Consider the following 16,454-nt stretch of genomic DNA (forward strand, 5'->3'; position numbering starts at 1 on the left):
TCAGCTGCCTGCGTTAATAACCGCAGCGCCTTCTTTCTCAGCTTCGTAGTAAGCGTGACTCCACTCAATCCAGGAACCATCGTAGTTAAAGACTTCCTCAGCACCCAGAACCTCTTTCAGAACCATAGTGGTGTGAGCAGAACGTACCCCCGACTGACAGTAGGAAATCACTTTCTTGCCTTCAATCAGGTCGCCATAAATTGCTTTCAGCTCTTCCGCACTTTTCAGGGTCGTGTCTTCATTCAGCGCGGCAGTCCACTCCAGGAACTGACTGGCAGGAATAGCGCCCGGACCGAATGCGCCAGACAGTGTCTGAGAACCGTCGTGTTCACCCAGACCGCGGGTATCAATGATCACCCAGTCTGAATCGCTGGTTGCATTCATCACCATTTCAAACGTTGCCAGTTCAGCTTCGCTGTAGTCAGGTGCTGTATAGTCTGTTGCTTCAACCGTCGGGTTGGCACTGCCGGTTGGCAGACCTGCACCGCTCCAGGCATTCAAACCACCATCCAGATAGCGAACATCGTTGTGTCCCAGCATTTTAACCTGCCAGTAAAGGCGGGCAGCATCATGATGGTCATCTGCCGCATAAACGACAATCGTACTTTCCGGCGTAGCTCCAAAGCTACCCAGCAGTTGCTCCATCTCATCCTGCCCTGGACGCATGCCTCCGTATGGATAAGCGTCACCAGAGGCAGAGTAATCAGAACGCCATACCGTGAAAGACCCCTGAATCGGGCGGTTACCACGTACCGGATTCAGGGAACCAATCACGACAACGTTCTCGTCAGATTCCATCAGCTGCTGCAGTGCTTCAGGTGTAATAAAAGCGTCTGTGTTCGCATACTCAGCGATTTTCATTGCCTGTTCAGTCGCATCCACGTTCACAGCCTCCACACCAAACATTGCACGGTACACAGGCATAGCTACCACTGCAGCACCGGCCAGCACTGCAGCAGCTAATGTCTTCTTTTTCATGTCGTTCCTCAGAATATATAGTTTTTACTTTTCTTTCAGCCACAGCACACTGCCATTTACTGACAAAATGCTGAAGGAGTGCTGAAAAAAATTTAATCTGATTATAAATAGAACAAAATTTTCTATATTGCTTCAGATCAAAACCATTAAGTATCGCCATCTAAATCGAAACAATTTTAGTTCCAAAAATACCACCCGGATTACACATTTCCGAAACAGGATAAAAACAAGAGCAACAATGGAGCACAATTACGAATAGAAAAAATGATTCGTTTATTTCATTAAATGGAACACAACTACCATGTAACCAGCTATCACACAGTCACGACACAACAGCACCAAATCACGATAGACTGCCAGCCTTTGAGTATGATCTTTGACTATCAACCAACCTGACCATCACCCTTGTTTTTTAAGTGATTAACGGGGAAGACAATGCAAAAAACTGAGCAAATCATCAACGGTCGTTTGTACAAAAAACCATTACAGCCTGTTGTCGTTATCTGCATTGATGGCAATGCACCTGAATACTTTTCGTCAGCTGTTATATACCTTTGATCACTAACTTTGCTATTGCTGAAAACACAGGTAAAACGTTACGTAATTTCGATGCCTTTTACCTGGCGATGCAATAGTCCAAACAAGCGCTTATCTCTCCAGAAACAGCAGCTCCATAATGGTTCTGCTGTTTTTTGTTTTACGGCATTCGCCAGTGTATAAATTGACTTAACGGTTAATGTTTTCAACACTCATTAGTCAAGGTCGTTGATGCTCGATATTTTTCAACAGGGGATCATGGCTGGAATTGCCATTGCTGCGCCCGTTGGTCCCATTGGTTTATTGTGCCTGCGCCGAACCCTGAACGACGGTCGGCTGGCTGGACTTGCTTCCGGGCTTGGAGCAGCCACTGCAGATGGTTTGTATGGCATGATTGTCGCTGCGGGCTTAACTGCTTCAGGACTGCTGGACAGTCATGCTGGTCAATTGAGCATTGCTGGCGGTTTGTTAATCGCTTTTCTGGGGATGCAGGGTTTGCGAAGTTTTCTGAAAAACAATAAAAATTCAGAAAAAGCAGCCGCATCACCTGCCAAAACAACTATCCTGGCTGCTTTTTCTACAACATTTATTCTGACCATCATCAATCCGATGACCATTCTGATGTTTGCCGGACTGATTGCAGGACTAAACACTGTCGTTCATTCTGAATCAGGTTCAGCCTATTGGCTGGTTTCTGGTATTTTTCTCGGTTCAACCATCTGGTGGCTTTTTCTGGTTCATATCGCCTTGATAGCCAGATCGCGTTTAACCACTGCGGTTACCCGCTGGTTCGATTTTGCCTCAGGCACTCTGCTGTTACTCTGGGGTTTGTGGATCGCGCTGAAAAGCCTGACTTAAAAGGCTTCATTCACACCGACATAAATGCCACTGTCACCATTACCCCAGGCAAAATCTGCCCGCAGATTAACACCCGGCTTCAGCTCATAGCGATAACCCAGACCCACAGTATGAATCCATGGCTCACTGCCAAGGTCAGACACATCGAGTCCCAAAGTGCCAGCTCCCAACCAGTACACCATACCGTGCCTGCCCGGCAGGTCGTGGCGATACTCTACCTGGCTCATCAACATCTGCCGTCCACGATACCGTCCTGTCGTATACCCACGAAGACGGTCCTCACCGCCCAGTTTGGTCATGTTATCCCAGGTCACATCGCCAAACTTGAATTCCGAAGCAAGTTGAAACGCCAGAACACCAGGCCCTATCGCCTGATACTCACGATACTCCAGCGCCAGCTTCCTGAAATTATGCCTGCGATCTGCCGAACTGGTATAAAAGCCACCGTCGGCTTGCAATAAACGACCACGCTTAGCATTCAGGCCAAAATCCCTGCTGTCGTACATAGCGTGAAAGGTAGCACCTGCGGTGCGTACATCCTGAGGGAAAGCTGAAGACGTCGGAGGCTGTGCCTGATGTGATTCAACAGAGCCTTTAACATTGTTCTGGCCCAGAGATGCACCCGCCCCAATATAAAAAGCGGGCGCCATGCGGAACATATACTTTGAATTAACAAGCAACGTATCCAGGCTGAAAGAGTGCTTATTGCGATTCCTCTGCCCATCCCGGATGCCGGGGCCGTAGAAAACATCATTTACTTTCTCGGCAACACCCCAGATATATAAACGACGTCGATCTTCCTTTAGAAATACCTGAGTATCCAGATCCAGACCAACATTGCCTTTTGATGACCCGAATACTGTCAGGGTAATTGACGAGGGCTGACTAACGGTATCCTCTTTATCCACCACAAACAGGCCAACCGATGAAACACCCAGTCCAAAACCGGAGTCAGGTGTAGCAAAAGGCCCCGGTACCGCTGTCCAGTCAATACCATCATCCGGGTTAAACTCACCGTCAGCTCCCAGCCTTTCCAGTTCATGTTCTACCCAGTTTGACACTTTGCTAAACCAGCTTTGTTCTGGTTGTACAGCCTTGTCTTCTGCATAAAGGGACAGAGAACTCAGTAGTAAAAGAACCCCTCCAAACAACTGGCCTGGTGATCGATTGGGCATGCCTGACTATCTACATCTGGTGAATGAAGGGAAGGAATACTATGTGTCTGGAAAGCAGGCTTCAAGTTTCCTTTTAATCAATAGCGAGGATTAAACTTTTCCAGATATTCTAAAACCCTTACCCGGCTCGTTATGGATGAATAACAGACCGGATAAAGGTTTTACGTCGTTCAGTTTATGTTGTTTGTGTTTGATGCGCTGCCAGCCCGGATAGCTTGTGATTCTTCAAGAATCGCAGTAACAGTACAACACTGAAAAATGCCGTGAGTGTTTCCGCAAACAGAATGCTGGACCAGATACCTTTCTCTGGAAAGAACCCTGGCAGCAGAACAATACCCAGCACCACAAACACAAAACCCCGACCAAGGGACAACAGTGTCGCCTGATTAGGCTGTGCCGTTGCCTGAAACAGGTTGGCAATAATCATGTTCAGACCCATCAGTGGCGGAGCCAGAAAATAGAATCGCAGAGCCGTTGTTGCCAGTTCAATCAGCTCTGGCCTGCCAACAATATAAAAGCGCGCAATGGCTTCTGCCGCCAGCCAGACCACAACCAGATAGATCACCCCGCTGACCAGTACCGAGCGCAACCCCAGAAACAGAGTTTCCCGAACACGTTCACTGTTGTTCGCACCATGGTTAAAGCTGATAATCGGCTGACACGCCTGGGCAATACCCACCATCGTAAACAGAGCAAACACACCGACGTTAGCGGTCAGGCCATAGGCGACGACATGCCCCTCACCGTACTGACTTAACAATACGACATTGAACAGCATGATGGTCATGGCTGAAGTCACTTCGATAAAAAAGGTGGGTGTTCCGATTTTCAGAATGCTCCGAACCTTATCAAAGCCCAGCCCCTGAATACTTAGACGCAGGTGTCCACGCTGACTGATAAAATGTGTCAGCAGAATACAGATAATCAGAATCTGTGAAATACCGGTCGCCAGTGCCGCCCCTGTCATGCCCCAGCCGAACTCGATGACAAACAGATAATCCAGCACCAGGTTGGTAACAGCACCACCTGACATGGCATACATCGCCAGTCTGGGGTTTGTGTCGTTACGGACAAAACAGGACAAAACCCAGGCCAGTGCATAAATCACGAAGAATTTGAGCATCAACCCCAGGTATTCATTCGCAAGGGATGCCATGTAACCTTTAGCGCCCACCAGCGCCATCATATCCTCAAGCCAGTAAAGGCCGGCAGCCACCAGAACAACAGACACGATCGCAGTAAACAACATTGCCTGGGTAAACAGGGATTGTCCGCCCTGCAGGTTCTTTTTACCAAATTCAATAGACATCAGTGCTGCACCACCAATGCCAATCATCATCGCAACCGCTGTAAAGAAGGAGAAAAACGGTATAGTCAGAGAGATAGCCCCCAGACCTTCAGAGCCCACACCGCGACCAATAAACAACGCATCCCCCATAATAAACAGGGATTTAATTAACATGCCGGAAAGGGCTGGCAATAAATACCGGTAAAATGAAGAACGCACCGGGTCTTCATGTAGATTTATCGTTTTTTTAGACATACGCACACTTCCTCCCTGAACCGGGAGTAAAAGACAGATAGAAAAAGAGTGAATGGTATTCTCAGGCGGGAGAGATAGTACTTAAAGGGACAGAACGCGCATTTTATGGTGTTATTTGAACACTCTCTTACGAAAAGCGGCTGGCGACTCGCCGGTCAGTCTTCGGAAAAAACGACAGAAGTAAGAAGGGTCGTCATAACCCATTTCAATCGCAATGGTTTTAACGGCTTTCGTGGTAAAAGCTAATTCCCGGTGTGTTTCCAGAATAATACGGTCGTGTATAAGGCCGGTGACGGTTTTGCCGAGGTATTTCCGGGTCAGCTCATTCAGGCGCTTTCCAGTCAGGTTCAGCCGGTTTGCGTAAAATCCGGTTTTGCGTTCCTGACAAAAGTGCTGATCAATTAACTGCAGCAGCTGGCCTATACGTTCATCGTTAAACTCGCTGTGGGTTTCCCCCTCCGATGTATAGCCCGCTAAATAGTATAAAAAACTGCTTAACAATGACTCCTGCAAATCCCAGTCCGGTTCTGCCTTCTTATTTTCACGCACCATAATGGAGAACAGTTTTCCCAGCTCCTGCTCTGCCATTTCATCAATATTGATATAAGGAACCCTGGCCTGATGGAAGGAAAACACCTTTTCCATCATCCGGTTCTGCCTGACATTGCTGTCAAGATAACCCGGTTTGAAGGTTATCAGCCGGACATGATCTCCGAGCTGGCTGGATTCATGAACCTGCCCGGGAAAGATGGTATACAGCCGGAGTGCCTTCACAGGATATTCAATAAAATCAATGCTGTGCCTGCCACCGTCCTTCCTGCTCCAGATGATTTCAAAGTACTCATGACGATGCGGCCTGATGAAAGAGTCATCGTTATCAAACTCCAGAACGTTCAGCGGACGTCCGCGCGGCATAGTCACCTGTTCAATTGAACTACTCACTGATCCCCTCTACCCCGCTGAATGAAAAATAACCCCGAAGCGATGGCAACGGGGTTATTTAATGTTAGCGATTGAAGCGGCTTCGATTAAGCGGCATTCAGAACGCCTTTCTGTTGCATTTCTTCAATATTCACAGGCTTGGTAAAGAACGCTGCAACACCGGCAATGACCAGCATGATCGCAGAAATCGTGTAAGCCAGACCATAGCTGCCTGTGGAGTCTACAACAATACCTGCCAATACGGGTCCCATGAAACCACTGGCTCCCCAGGCAAGGTAAAGCACACCAAAATTAGAGCCGTAATTCTTGATACCAAAATAGTCTGCTGTCATTGATGGGAATACACTCAGCAATGCACCATAACTGATACCGGCAATGATGGCGCCAAAAACAAAGCCCATTTCGCCACTGAAAGACGGGAACAACAGCATATTACCGGTTTGCATGGCAACAGCCAGTAACAGGGTAGACGTACGACCGATTTTATCGGAAAGCATCCCCATCATAATACGGCCCAGAGTGTTGGCAACGGCTAACAGGGACACCAGATAAGCGGCATCTGTCAGATTACCCTGCATTGAGGCAATGCTGGTAATGTTGCCAATCAGCATCAGACCTGCTGATGATGCAAACGCAAACGCAATCCACATCAGATAGAACTGGCGGGTTCTCACCATTTCACGCCATGTAAAGTCATAGGAAGCGGCCTTTCCAGAGACTGCTTTATGACCTGCCGGTACTTCGGGTTTGTAGCCTGCTGGAGGAGTAACAATCGTCAGGGCCATTGGCACGCCGACAACCAGTACGACCACACCTAAAGCCATAAACGTTGCACTAACGCCCATACTGGCAATCAGGGCGCTGCTTAATGGCGCCAGATACAGTGGAGCCATACCAAAACCGCCAGCGATCAGACCATTGACCAACCCTTTTTTGGAAGGATGGAACCATTTCATGGCGGTCGGGCTAAGACAAGCGTAGGCAAAGCCAATGCCTGTACCTACCAGAACCCCAAAGGTAATCAGAAGTGCCAGAGGCGTTGTGGCGAAAGAAGAGGCCAGCATGCCCAGGCCAACCATGGTGACACCGCCAATAACCAGTTTGCGTGGCCCCATGCGGTCTTGCAGGTTACCGGCTATCAGTACACCAAAGGCAAATGTAACGACGGCAATCGTATAAGGCAGTCCGGCTTCTGCGTTGGTCCAGCCCTGCTCGTTTACCAGTGCTCTGCTGATAACACTCCAGGCGTATAAAACACCCACGCACAGGTTTATAAAGACAGCCGCTATAAGGATCTTAAGTGCTCGGTTCATTTTATTCTCTAATTAGTCGCGTATTTGCCTGAATGACAAAACGACACAATTTATCAGGAAGATTGTTGAGTTATGTCTGGATCAAACCATAGAAGTGACGGGTGCGCTTGAGGTAGTGTCTGAATAGACGACGCTTATCAATATGGAAGACCACCAGAGATGTGAAACCATCTGACATGGTGTGAACTATTGCTCACTTCTGCAAATAAAGCATTGCTATAGATCATATTACCATTGAAAAGTGAATGACACATGAACGTTTCCCGGAAAATCAATAGTTTTGAACGTTTACTCATCACTCAGGCTGCAGACAGTCCACCGTGGCTGTGCCATTCAGATGCCGCTCATTGAGATTGCGGAGTTGCTTCAGTAATATTTTGGTCTGATATTGCATTGCTGATTCCACACTATGTACCTGGCGAATATAGATGAAAATGCCTCCGCACTGTTGCAGGTTATATCTCAGTACGGACAAGAGAAAAAATATAACCAGAAGCATGTTATCTATAAAGAAAGAGACCAGCCAGACGTTTTTTTTATGTAAAGTCAGGGTTGGTGGGGCTCTGGAAATTATCGGAAAACGGCAAACAGAACCTGCTACGCATCTATTCTGAAAACAGTTTCTTTGGTTACCGCTCACTACTTGGTCAGGATGAATACTATGCATCCACCATTGCGTTAAAGCCCAGCCAGGTACTCTATTTCCCTTTCAACGATATTTCTGAGCTACAGAATGAGGTGCCAGAAGTTTTTCAGTATTTTACCGTGTTTCTTGCCTCGGAGCTGAAAGAGGCTGAATTGCGCTTAACCCGAGCATCGTCCATGAAAATGAAGCATCGTGTAATTAATACACTGCTTTACCTCAAAAAACACCATGGTGATTACACATGGACTTACCGGGAAATTGGAGAATATTGTGGTGGTGAAACAGAAACCGTTATCCGAATCTGTAACCAGTTAAAACATGCTGGTGTATTACAAAAAGAAAGTCGTCACTGGAAAATCGTAAATGAACAAAAATTGATCGCCATGCAAAATGAACACTGACTATCTTTATCACGAGCTTTATCACGAGAATAGCCACGCTGATAGTTGTTTATAAACAAGGTGGTTTATGACAACTATCATAAATCACTTCATCCACGCACTGCTATGATACTTACCGTAAGCAAATCACCAAAGCCTGCTTAACCTCATTCGGCTTGATTAAACCCGCCATACCTGTTGTGAGCAATGCGCATCATAAGTTGTGCATCATGGGTAGTCGTGCCTGTTTAAAACCAAATGCCTGTAAGCATGAAAATGCCTTTTCTTATCGGAATTGAAGATGGAACAACTACTGACCTGGCTACCTTTGAATGAGATTCTGACTATCAGCCCAACCGAATTGGGAATAACACTGATTATTGGTTGTTTAATTGGCCTGGTGTTGGGAATGACAGGCGTTGGGGGAGGTGTATTGATTATTCCTGTACTCAGAAGTGCATTCCAGATGAACCCTGTGCTGGCAGTGGGTACTACCAGTATCTGTGCTTCTTTAATGAAAGTTAATGCCGCAGCTTTGCATATTAAAATGGGTAATGTTCACTGGCAGAAAAGCCTTCTGATGTTAACAGGCGCTATTCCTGCAACCTACCTTACTACGTCGTTTATTATTCAGTTAACCCAAAACCCTGACACTACAGGTCTGATCGATTCCACCATCAATTACATGATCATTGCTGTTATTGTTTTCTCTCTGGCCAGTATGGTTTACAAGGATATGAAAGGTACAAAAAAACAGCCTGAACAACGAGAGCAATCAGACATCCATACTAAAAAAGGAATAATGGATTATATTCAACCGGCTCTGGCAGGTGCTGGCTCCGGAGTTGTTATTGGCGCTACGGGTTTTGGTGGTGGCGTGCTGCTGTTGCCTATCCTGACGGTGTTACTGCGGGTTAATATCAAGCAGGCCGTTGGTTCTTCTATCGTTATCGCCCTGCTATTGTCTTCACTCTCTGCCCTCACCTACAGCGGCGGGGGGCAGGCTGATATGGTAACAGCGTCCATCCTGATAGAAGGCTCACTGATAGGAGTACCTGTGGCAGGCAAAATGGTCAAATTAGTATCTGGCAAAGCACTGCACAGACTGACTCTCATTCTGATCACCCTGAGTGCTTTAATGATGATGTCCAGCGCTCTTGGTTAACATCCCATTAATCATAAGTCCCCAGTCATCCCCGTCAAAACCGGGGATGACTGGATGCTTCAGATTACTGCTTTCCGGTAAACTCCGGATAGGCTTCCATACCGCATTCAGTAATATCTGCGCCTTCATACTCTTCTTCTTCAGTAATGCGCAGGCCGATGATAGCCTTCACCACACCCCAGACTATCAGTGAGGCACCGAAGACCCAGGCAAAGATTGAGGCGATACCCAATAGCTGAGCACCAAGTGTTGCCTCACCATTGGTCAGAGGTACTGCCAGCAGTCCCCAGATACCCACAATACCGTGTACAGAAATGGCACCGACCGGGTCGTCCAGACGCAACTTGTCGAGGGCAACGATAGCAAACACAACCAGTGAGCCACCGACAGCACCGATCAACGTAGCAGCCAGAGCTGTTGGCGTCAGAGGTTCTGCGGTAATCGCAACCAGACCAGCCAGAGCGCCATTCAGGGCCATGGTCAAATCAGCTTTACCAAACAGCAGTCGTGCAACAATCAGAGCAGCAATAACACCACCTGTCGCACCGGCATTGGTGTTAACAAAGATCTGGGCGACAGCGTTAGCGTTTTCAACATCAGAAATTTTCAGCTGTGAACCGCCGTTAAAGCCAAACCAGCCCAACCACAGAATAAAGGTACCCAGAGTCGCCAGAGGCAAGTTGGCACCCGGCATTGGGTTAATGGAACCATCTTTGCTGTACTTGCCCTTACGAGCACCCAGCAGCAGAACACCTGCCAGTGCAGCAGAAGCACCCGCCAGATGAACAACACCTGAACCTGCGAAATCCTGGAAGCCGGCTTCATTAAGGAAACCTCCACCCCACTTCCAGAAACCCTGAACGGGATAGATAAAGCCGGTCATGAACACTGCAAACAGCAGGAATGACCAGAGTTTCATTCGTTCAGCCACTGCACCAGAGACAATGGACATAGCGGTCGCGACAAAGACAACCTGGAAGAAGAAATCTGAACGCAATGAATAGTAAGGTGCATCGTCGCCGCCGGCAGTCACGGCTTCAACCGAATTTTCACCGCCAATCAATGTACCGAGTACTGGCAGAATGCCACCTTCATTGGTACCCGGATACATAATGGCGTAACCACACAACAGGTACATGGTGCAGGCAATGGCAAACAGGGCAATGTTTTTGGTAAGAATTTCTACGGTGTTTTTCGAACGCACCAGGCCAGCTTCCAGCATGGCAAAGCCAGCCGCCATCCACATGACCAGTGCGCCCGACATCAGAAAATAGAATGTATCGAGTGCATACGACACCTGAGCAAGATTTTCCACGAGTCCCCTCCTCGAAGGAATTCACAATATTGTTCTTTTGCTGTGAACGTATTTTTCAGGTGAAAAACAACGACCGTTACAGGCTGATTAAAAGCTATTTATTAGTAGCCTGACGACGTCTGTCAGATAGCGTCTTCACCGGTTTCGCCGGTTCGAATACGAATCGCCTGCTCCAGCGTCGTTACAAAGATTTTGCCGTCACCGATTTTGCCAGTGTTTGCGGCTTTGGAAATAGCTTCAATCACCTGATCCAGCAGGTCATCGGAAATACCCACTTCAATCTTCACCTTGGGCAGAAAGTCAACAACATACTCGGCTCCACGGTACAGTTCGGTATGACCTTTCTGGCGACCAAAGCCTTTTACTTCCGTCACGGTAATACCCTGCACGCCAATTTCTGATAATGCTTCACGAACATCATCCAGCTTGAAGGGCTTTATAATGGCTGATACCAACTTCATGCATCTCTCCCGGGTCTAGTTAGCTCTTGGGTAAAAATAAGCAGCTAGCCTGACTAGCTGAAACAGTGAGGAGGGAGCTTAAGTCTACGACTTTCGCCATGGACGGTTAAGCCCTGCCTCATAAATTTATTCTTGTTAATGCAGGTGTTGTGCCAACTTATCCCAGTCAGAGTCATGGCTGTCAGCCGCCGATTTTCAGGGCATCCCCGGTCATCGCACTTTTTGCGTGCATCGTCTTTTTATAAGTTTCATAAAAATGCACCAATAAGGTGCAAATACCCCCTCTCGTTTTCCTTCAGAATTTCTAATGCCTGATATCTTCCGCTTGAGTTTCATCGCTATACAAGTAAGTATTTTCTGTCTCACTGTTTTTATATTTTTCATGCAATAAAGCAGGATCACCAATAAAGTGTTCAAATTCAAAAAAAGTTAACCCGTTCACCTGAAGGCAACCAAACGTAAGGGATTCATCACCACGGTTACCCCCACTCTTGCAGAACCGGCCTATCGGGCAAACAGGAGAATCCCCCATGCAGAAGGCTCCTGATGGTGGCTTCATGGTAATCGATTTAACACTGACATAAGTTGAGTTATTGTCAGGTTTCCAGAGTGGATGAAGTAGAAAATAAACGGTTCGACGTGAATCATCCAGCGTATACATGATTGACATGCACTGCCTGGCTTTCAGGTGTGCCAGTCCGTATTTATATAAAGCAATCCATTGTAAAGTCACATTATTCTTCCGCATATCTGCACCATCTTTGATATGCATGGGCAGCCCAGTTAGTACGATAGAACTATTTAGTGACAAACCCATGTTGCTACGGTCATCCAGGTGACTGATTTCGAGTACGTCATCACTCACTTCCAGTTTATTTTCTTTCGAAAAATGACATTCCTTTGTCAATGTAAACTGCTTAAGGTAAGCGTCAGGATCACCAAACGTTTCCTTTAAGTGATTATGTTTTCCTTCGGTTGTCTGGATGGGACCAAACAGGACGGGCGATTGGTTGCTATCACGACACATCATGCCCAGTGGCTCGAATTGACCTATGCATAATTCTTTACTTTCAGTTTCAGGGTCGGTGCCGACAATAAAATGGAAATCTGAGGTGAAAGCCAGCTGGACGGCATAAGCCCTGTAATAGAGCCATGTAGAATATTTGATACCCTTAATCATTTTAAATGGATGAACCCAGAAAGAGGCCATTTTTTTTCCGGAGTTGTCAGGTTCGGAGTGTAACATCACCGACATACACTGCTGTTCTTTCAGATGGTCCAGTGCATACTGATACAGACACGGCAACCAATGCATACCCAAATACGGCAATTCCAGCTCACCTGATTCATTTGTTTCCAGTTCTACCCAGGGGCAGGTTTTGAGTCTGGAGACAAAGCCTTCTGACAGTTCATCACTATCGACTACTTTTGTATAATTCTGGCAGTTCTCTAATTGGGGTACCCATGCGTACCCAGATGGTGAAGCGGCAAATAATATTGTTACCATGCACCAGCATAAACAAAACCGTTTTTTAACAACCAGAATTTCGCGGACATTTATCAGTAGAGAGACTGAACCGCTTGACTTGTCAGCGTAAAAACAGTGCATAAGTTCGGGCTGCCATATTTAAGAGATATTCAGGTTGACTGGATAATAGCCCCGGTATCGCATCTCTGCCGATTTTGCAGCTACTGAGACATACCTTGAATCTTGAAGTCACTTTGCTTACAGTCAGGACAGCTAGCCATACACAACCAATAAGCAGTCAGGAACCCCCATGATCGACAAGGCAGCCATCATCAATAACATTGCCAGCCGGGCAGGCCAGATGCTCAGTGCAGAGAAAAGCAAAACCGCTGAAGATATTGAGCACAATATAAAAGCCCTGGTCAGCAGTACAATGACCCGGTTTGAGCTGGTGTCTCAGGATGAATTCGATGCCCAGATGGCCGTTTTACGGCATACCCGTGAACGCCTGGAGGCACTGGAGAAAAAAGTGGCTGAGATGGAAACTGCACTGGCAAAAAAGGTCGAATAATCCGAACTCAATGATTCCGCCAGTATCCGATTCCATATGGCCACAGGCGCCAGCACGGCGGGAGTCGTTAATTTCTTCGAGAAAGGTCATTAAAGGAGCAGGCTTTAAAACAGCCTGTTTTTTTATGCGTAAGCCCTGAATACTGGCTAAAGCCGCAACAATAAGACCAGTAGCGCAGTTAATAGCAGTGTTTTCTAGTGCCTTCGGCAAATGCGAGGAGGGATCAGACCCAATACGCTACCGGCCAGATAGCTGTCATATTAGCACTGTGGAAAAAATATAAATGTAAGAAAAAAATCCTTAATCAACTACTTTTATTTAGGGCTTCTTATCAGCATGTCTAAAGGTACGTTTGTATGGTGAATCAGAACAGTTTTTCAGTGCTTTACTTGAAAAAGTACCTAATGGTTATTTTGTTTTGCTCGATGACCATTTCTCAGGCAGCGAGCGCTGGAGACCCCACACAAACATATGGTACGAGACATAGGGACAGCAACGCTATAATAGTCTGGTTGCTAGTGTCAGGAAGTTTTTTACTTGGTTATTCCGTCATTCCCTGGCTAGGCCAGTATTATGTTTCGATACCAAAAATAACCTATAACGAATATTACTCAAACGGAAAACTCATACTTGAACCTGAAATTTCCAGAGATGGATATACGACGATGATTTGGTTTTTAGCATCGCAAAATACCAAACGTGCCATCTGTGAACCAATTACCTTGATCAATGCACCAGAGTTTGATTCCCATAAGATAAGGAAAAAATGTAATCAATGGCTTAGCCAAAACAGCATATCCTTTCCCCATGATATCGCAGGTGTAACCATCGACAGACTCAATACGCTTCTCTTACCCAAACTGGTTTACCACCCGAATGAAGATCGTTTGGATTTTCTGGTTACCGACGTGACCTATGTAGATTATGACAACAGGCTATTCCAGAAAATTCCTGAAGTTTGCAATGTCGACAACCTGTGGGAACGCCACAACATTTCATTTATTAATTCATATAAAAAATCAAACAAAAGCTTACTTTTGTCCCATGAGTATCCTTACATTAATAAGAAACAGGAAGCCAGAAGCACATCAGAAAGGCACTCTTATCACATTGCGATTCCCGGTTTATTGCGCCTGCATGATCAGGAAGGTGATTATTATATAGCGACAAAAAAATCGGGAACTGATGCCACCCTGTGCTACTGGAAAATTAATAGCCACTGGAAACAACACTGCAAAACAATGCGCCTCGACGAAGCCGGTACTCCAGAGAGTGTTGTTCAATAAACAGTCCGGAACGAATGTCATCAACATGGAGAGGTAAACTTTTCTAATTGTTTTCCCCATCCTGGGTGAAGTTTGGAGGAACCGTCCATTCAGTAATAAATATTCGGTAATAAGGTCATTAGAATCACCCCTGTGCGCACGTGGATTCACTGCTATTCTTTCTCCCCATTCTGCTCACAAGACTAACAACAAAACAGAGGCAACTCTCTTCGTGTCCAAAATTGCGGTTGTTCATACTCGTGCCAGAACCGGACTGGAGGCACCGCCTGTCACGGTTGAAGTCCATCTTTCAGCCGGGCTTCCCGCCCTTAATATGGTCGGGTTACCCGAAACTGCTGTGCGGGAAAGCAAAGACCGGGTACGCAGCGCCTTAATCAACAGCGGCTACGAATTTCCAACCAGTCGCATTACGGTGAACCTTGCACCAGCCGATTTACCGAAGGAAGGCGGTCGCTTTGATTTACCCATCGCCCTGGGAATTCTGGCGGCTTCAGGCCAGTTGCCTATGGACACCCTGAATGGTTATGAATTTCTGGGAGAACTGGCACTGACCGGCAAATTGCGTCCGGTTACCGGCTCATTACCCGCCGCTATTGCCGCCCGTAAGGCATCCCACCGGCTACTTCTACCAGACGACAGCGCACAGATTGCCAGCCTGTGTCGAGAGGCCGAAATAATTGGGGCAGAAGACCTTTTACAGGTCTGTGCGCATCTGACCGGACAGACTCTGCTGGAACCCGTCACAGCACAGCTCAATAATAACGAGGCAATTGGCTACCCGAATCTGTCCGATGTAAAAGGCCAGCAGCAGGCAAAGCGGGCGCTGGCAACCGCAGCTGCCGGTGGACACCACCTGTTGTTGTTTGGTCCACCGGGAACCGGAAAAACCATGCTGGCCAGTCGTTTGCCCGGACTCCTGCCAGAGCTGTCTGATGACGAAGCCCTTGAAGTGTCGGCGATACATTCGCTGTCATTACAACAGCAGCCTGTCACCTGGAAACAACGCCCTTTCAGGAATCCACACCATACGTCTTCTGCTGTTTCTCTGGTAGGCGGTGGCTCTCACCCACGCCCCGGTGAAATCTCTTATGCACATCAGGGCGTTCTTTTTCTGGACGAGCTGCCTGAATTCCAAAGGCTGGCTCTGGAAGTATTACGCGAACCACTGGAAACCGGAGAAGTAGTGATTGCACGGGCCAGAGGGCAGGCAACTTTTCCCGCCGCCTTTCAGCTGGTGGCCGCCATGAACCCCTGCCCCTGTGGCTATCTGGGGGATACCCGGCGAAGCTGCGAGTGTTCGCCAGAGCAGGTGCGTCGTTATCAACGCAGAATATCTGGTCCGTTGCTAAACCGCATAGACCTGCAGATTGAAGTCGCTTCCCAGAATGCCGCAACACTGTTCCAGCACAACACAGTTGATGCGGAACACTCCACGGAATCCGTCAGACAAACAGTGGTTAAAGCCAGAAACCGACAGTTCCAGCGACAGGGTAAAACAAACGCCCGCTTGTCAGCCCGGGAAATCAACCGGTACTGCGCTTTGAATAAAGCTCAGCAAACATTTCTGACCAACCTGTGCGACAAGCTTGGGTATTCAGCCAGAGCCGTACATCGCATTCTCAGGGTAGCGCGTACACTAGCCGACCTGGATGAACAGGAGTCTATTCAGAAAAATCATCTGGCAGAAGCGATTCATTACCGGAAGCTGGATCGGGAACATCCGAAAAAATAGTTTCAGGAAACGTTTCAGACAGGAGAATAGTTCAGGGGCAGGAACGTCAACCACGCGCAGGCGGGGATCCACTGTTCGTGGTGG

Annotated in this window: 14 protein-coding genes and 1 pseudogene; 7 read left to right on the forward strand and 8 right to left on the reverse strand. The window is 47.3% G+C overall.

The genetic code is table 11. From position 1 onward, the window contains the following. Positions 1-978 (reverse strand): sulfurtransferase, encoded by a 978-nt coding sequence (locus tag V5J35_RS09525; RefSeq protein WP_354011025.1) that lies wholly within the window; start codon positions 976-978, stop codon positions 1-3. A gap of 795 nt (positions 979-1,773) precedes the next feature. Between V5J35_RS09525 and V5J35_RS09530 the strand changes: the two genes are divergently transcribed. Further along, the gene (locus V5J35_RS09530; protein WP_354011026.1) at positions 1,774-2,373 is read left to right on the forward strand and encodes a LysE family translocator; all 600 of its coding nucleotides are present in this window, start codon (positions 1,774-1,776) and stop codon (positions 2,371-2,373) included. Here V5J35_RS09530 and V5J35_RS09535 read toward each other — a convergent pair. From V5J35_RS09535 to V5J35_RS09550, 4 genes are all read right to left on the reverse strand, one after another. Next, positions 2,370-3,548: a BamA/TamA family outer membrane protein gene (locus tag V5J35_RS09535; protein WP_354011027.1), complete on the reverse strand. Its 1,179-nt coding sequence runs from the start codon at positions 3,546-3,548 to the stop codon at positions 2,370-2,372. The genes V5J35_RS09530 and V5J35_RS09535 overlap by 4 nt on opposite strands. A 175-nt stretch (positions 3,549-3,723) precedes the next feature. Beyond that, on the reverse strand, positions 3,724-5,091 hold the full coding sequence (locus V5J35_RS09540; protein WP_354011028.1) for an MATE family efflux transporter: 1,368 nt from the start codon (positions 5,089-5,091) through the stop codon (positions 3,724-3,726). Positions 5,092-5,202: 111 nt separating this feature from the next. After that, positions 5,203-6,033 (reverse strand): helix-turn-helix transcriptional regulator, encoded by an 831-nt coding sequence (locus tag V5J35_RS09545; protein ID WP_354011029.1) that lies wholly within the window; start codon positions 6,031-6,033, stop codon positions 5,203-5,205. Between the two features lie 86 nt (positions 6,034-6,119). After that, complete coding sequence (locus tag V5J35_RS09550) at positions 6,120-7,346, reverse strand: L-lactate MFS transporter (RefSeq protein WP_354011030.1); 1,227 nt, start codon at positions 7,344-7,346, stop codon at positions 6,120-6,122. A 531-nt stretch (positions 7,347-7,877) separates the two neighbouring features. On the opposite strand from V5J35_RS09550, the pseudogene V5J35_RS09555 reads away from it, so the two are divergent. The 3 genes and pseudogenes from V5J35_RS09555 to V5J35_RS09565 form a co-directional block, all read left to right on the forward strand. Continuing rightward, positions 7,878-8,063: pseudogene (locus V5J35_RS09555) on the forward strand (cyclic nucleotide-binding domain-containing protein); the annotation flags it as partial. Between the two features lie 111 nt (positions 8,064-8,174). Further along, positions 8,175-8,393, forward strand: coding sequence for a helix-turn-helix domain-containing protein (locus tag V5J35_RS09560; protein ID WP_354011387.1), 219 nt, complete (start codon positions 8,175-8,177; stop codon positions 8,391-8,393). Positions 8,394-8,673: 280 nt separating this feature from the next. After that, positions 8,674-9,537 (forward strand): sulfite exporter TauE/SafE family protein, encoded by an 864-nt coding sequence (locus V5J35_RS09565; protein WP_354011031.1) that lies wholly within the window; start codon positions 8,674-8,676, stop codon positions 9,535-9,537. Between the two features lie 64 nt (positions 9,538-9,601). Here V5J35_RS09565 and V5J35_RS09570 read toward each other — a convergent pair whose 3' ends face one another. From V5J35_RS09570 to V5J35_RS09580, 3 genes are all read right to left on the reverse strand, one after another. Continuing rightward, entirely contained in the window at positions 9,602-10,852 is a 1,251-nt protein-coding gene (locus V5J35_RS09570; protein ID WP_354011032.1) for an ammonium transporter, read from the reverse strand. 122 nt (positions 10,853-10,974) lie between these two features. Continuing rightward, positions 10,975-11,313, reverse strand: a complete 339-nt coding sequence (gene glnK / locus V5J35_RS09575) for a P-II family nitrogen regulator (RefSeq protein WP_262565631.1) — start codon at positions 11,311-11,313, stop codon at positions 10,975-10,977. A gap of 304 nt (positions 11,314-11,617) precedes the next feature. Beyond that, positions 11,618-12,523: a hypothetical protein gene (locus V5J35_RS09580; RefSeq protein ID WP_354011033.1), complete on the reverse strand. Its 906-nt coding sequence runs from the start codon at positions 12,521-12,523 to the stop codon at positions 11,618-11,620. 568 nt (positions 12,524-13,091) lie between these two features. Between V5J35_RS09580 and V5J35_RS09585 the strand changes: the two genes are divergently transcribed. The 3 genes from V5J35_RS09585 to V5J35_RS09595 all read left to right on the forward strand — a co-directional run bounded on the left by V5J35_RS09585 (position 13,092) and on the right by V5J35_RS09595 (position 16,370). Next, complete coding sequence (locus tag V5J35_RS09585; protein ID WP_354011034.1) at positions 13,092-13,352, forward strand: accessory factor UbiK family protein; 261 nt, start codon at positions 13,092-13,094, stop codon at positions 13,350-13,352. A gap of 356 nt (positions 13,353-13,708) precedes the next feature. After that, entirely contained in the window at positions 13,709-14,638 is a 930-nt protein-coding gene (locus V5J35_RS09590) for a hypothetical protein (RefSeq protein ID WP_354011035.1), read from the forward strand. 211 nt (positions 14,639-14,849) lie between these two features. Further along, a complete protein-coding gene (locus tag V5J35_RS09595) occupies positions 14,850-16,370 on the forward strand; it encodes a YifB family Mg chelatase-like AAA ATPase (RefSeq protein WP_354011036.1) in 1,521 nt (506 codons plus the stop codon). Positions 16,371-16,454 lie beyond the last annotated feature (84 nt).

It is taken from the genome of Endozoicomonas sp. NE40 (assembly GCF_040549045.1).
Classification (GTDB): Bacteria; Pseudomonadota; Gammaproteobacteria; order Pseudomonadales; family Endozoicomonadaceae; genus Endozoicomonas_A; species Endozoicomonas_A lisbonensis.

Coding starts and splice junctions, on each gene's coding strand:
- V5J35_RS09580 (WP_354011033.1), bottom strand. CDS start 12,523: ATGGCCTCTTTCTGGGTTCATCCATTTAAAATGATTAAGGGTATCAAA.
- V5J35_RS09550 (WP_354011030.1), bottom strand. CDS start 7,346: ATGAACCGAGCACTTAAGATCCTTATAGCGGCTGTCTTTATAAACCTG.
- V5J35_RS09535 (WP_354011027.1), bottom strand. CDS start 3,548: ATGCCCAATCGATCACCAGGCCAGTTGTTTGGAGGGGTTCTTTTACTA.
- V5J35_RS09530 (WP_354011026.1), top strand. CDS start 1,774: ATGGCTGGAATTGCCATTGCTGCGCCCGTTGGTCCCATTGGTTTATTG.
- V5J35_RS09565 (WP_354011031.1), top strand. CDS start 8,674: ATGGAACAACTACTGACCTGGCTACCTTTGAATGAGATTCTGACTATC.
- V5J35_RS09525 (WP_354011025.1), bottom strand. CDS start 978: ATGAAAAAGAAGACATTAGCTGCTGCAGTGCTGGCCGGTGCTGCAGTG.
- V5J35_RS09540 (WP_354011028.1), bottom strand. CDS start 5,091: ATGTCTAAAAAAACGATAAATCTACATGAAGACCCGGTGCGTTCTTCA.
- V5J35_RS09560 (WP_354011387.1), top strand. CDS start 8,175: ATGAAGCATCGTGTAATTAATACACTGCTTTACCTCAAAAAACACCAT.
- glnK (WP_262565631.1), bottom strand. CDS start 11,313: ATGAAGTTGGTATCAGCCATTATAAAGCCCTTCAAGCTGGATGATGTT.
- V5J35_RS09590 (WP_354011035.1), top strand. CDS start 13,709: ATGGTGAATCAGAACAGTTTTTCAGTGCTTTACTTGAAAAAGTACCTA.
- V5J35_RS09585 (WP_354011034.1), top strand. CDS start 13,092: ATGATCGACAAGGCAGCCATCATCAATAACATTGCCAGCCGGGCAGGC.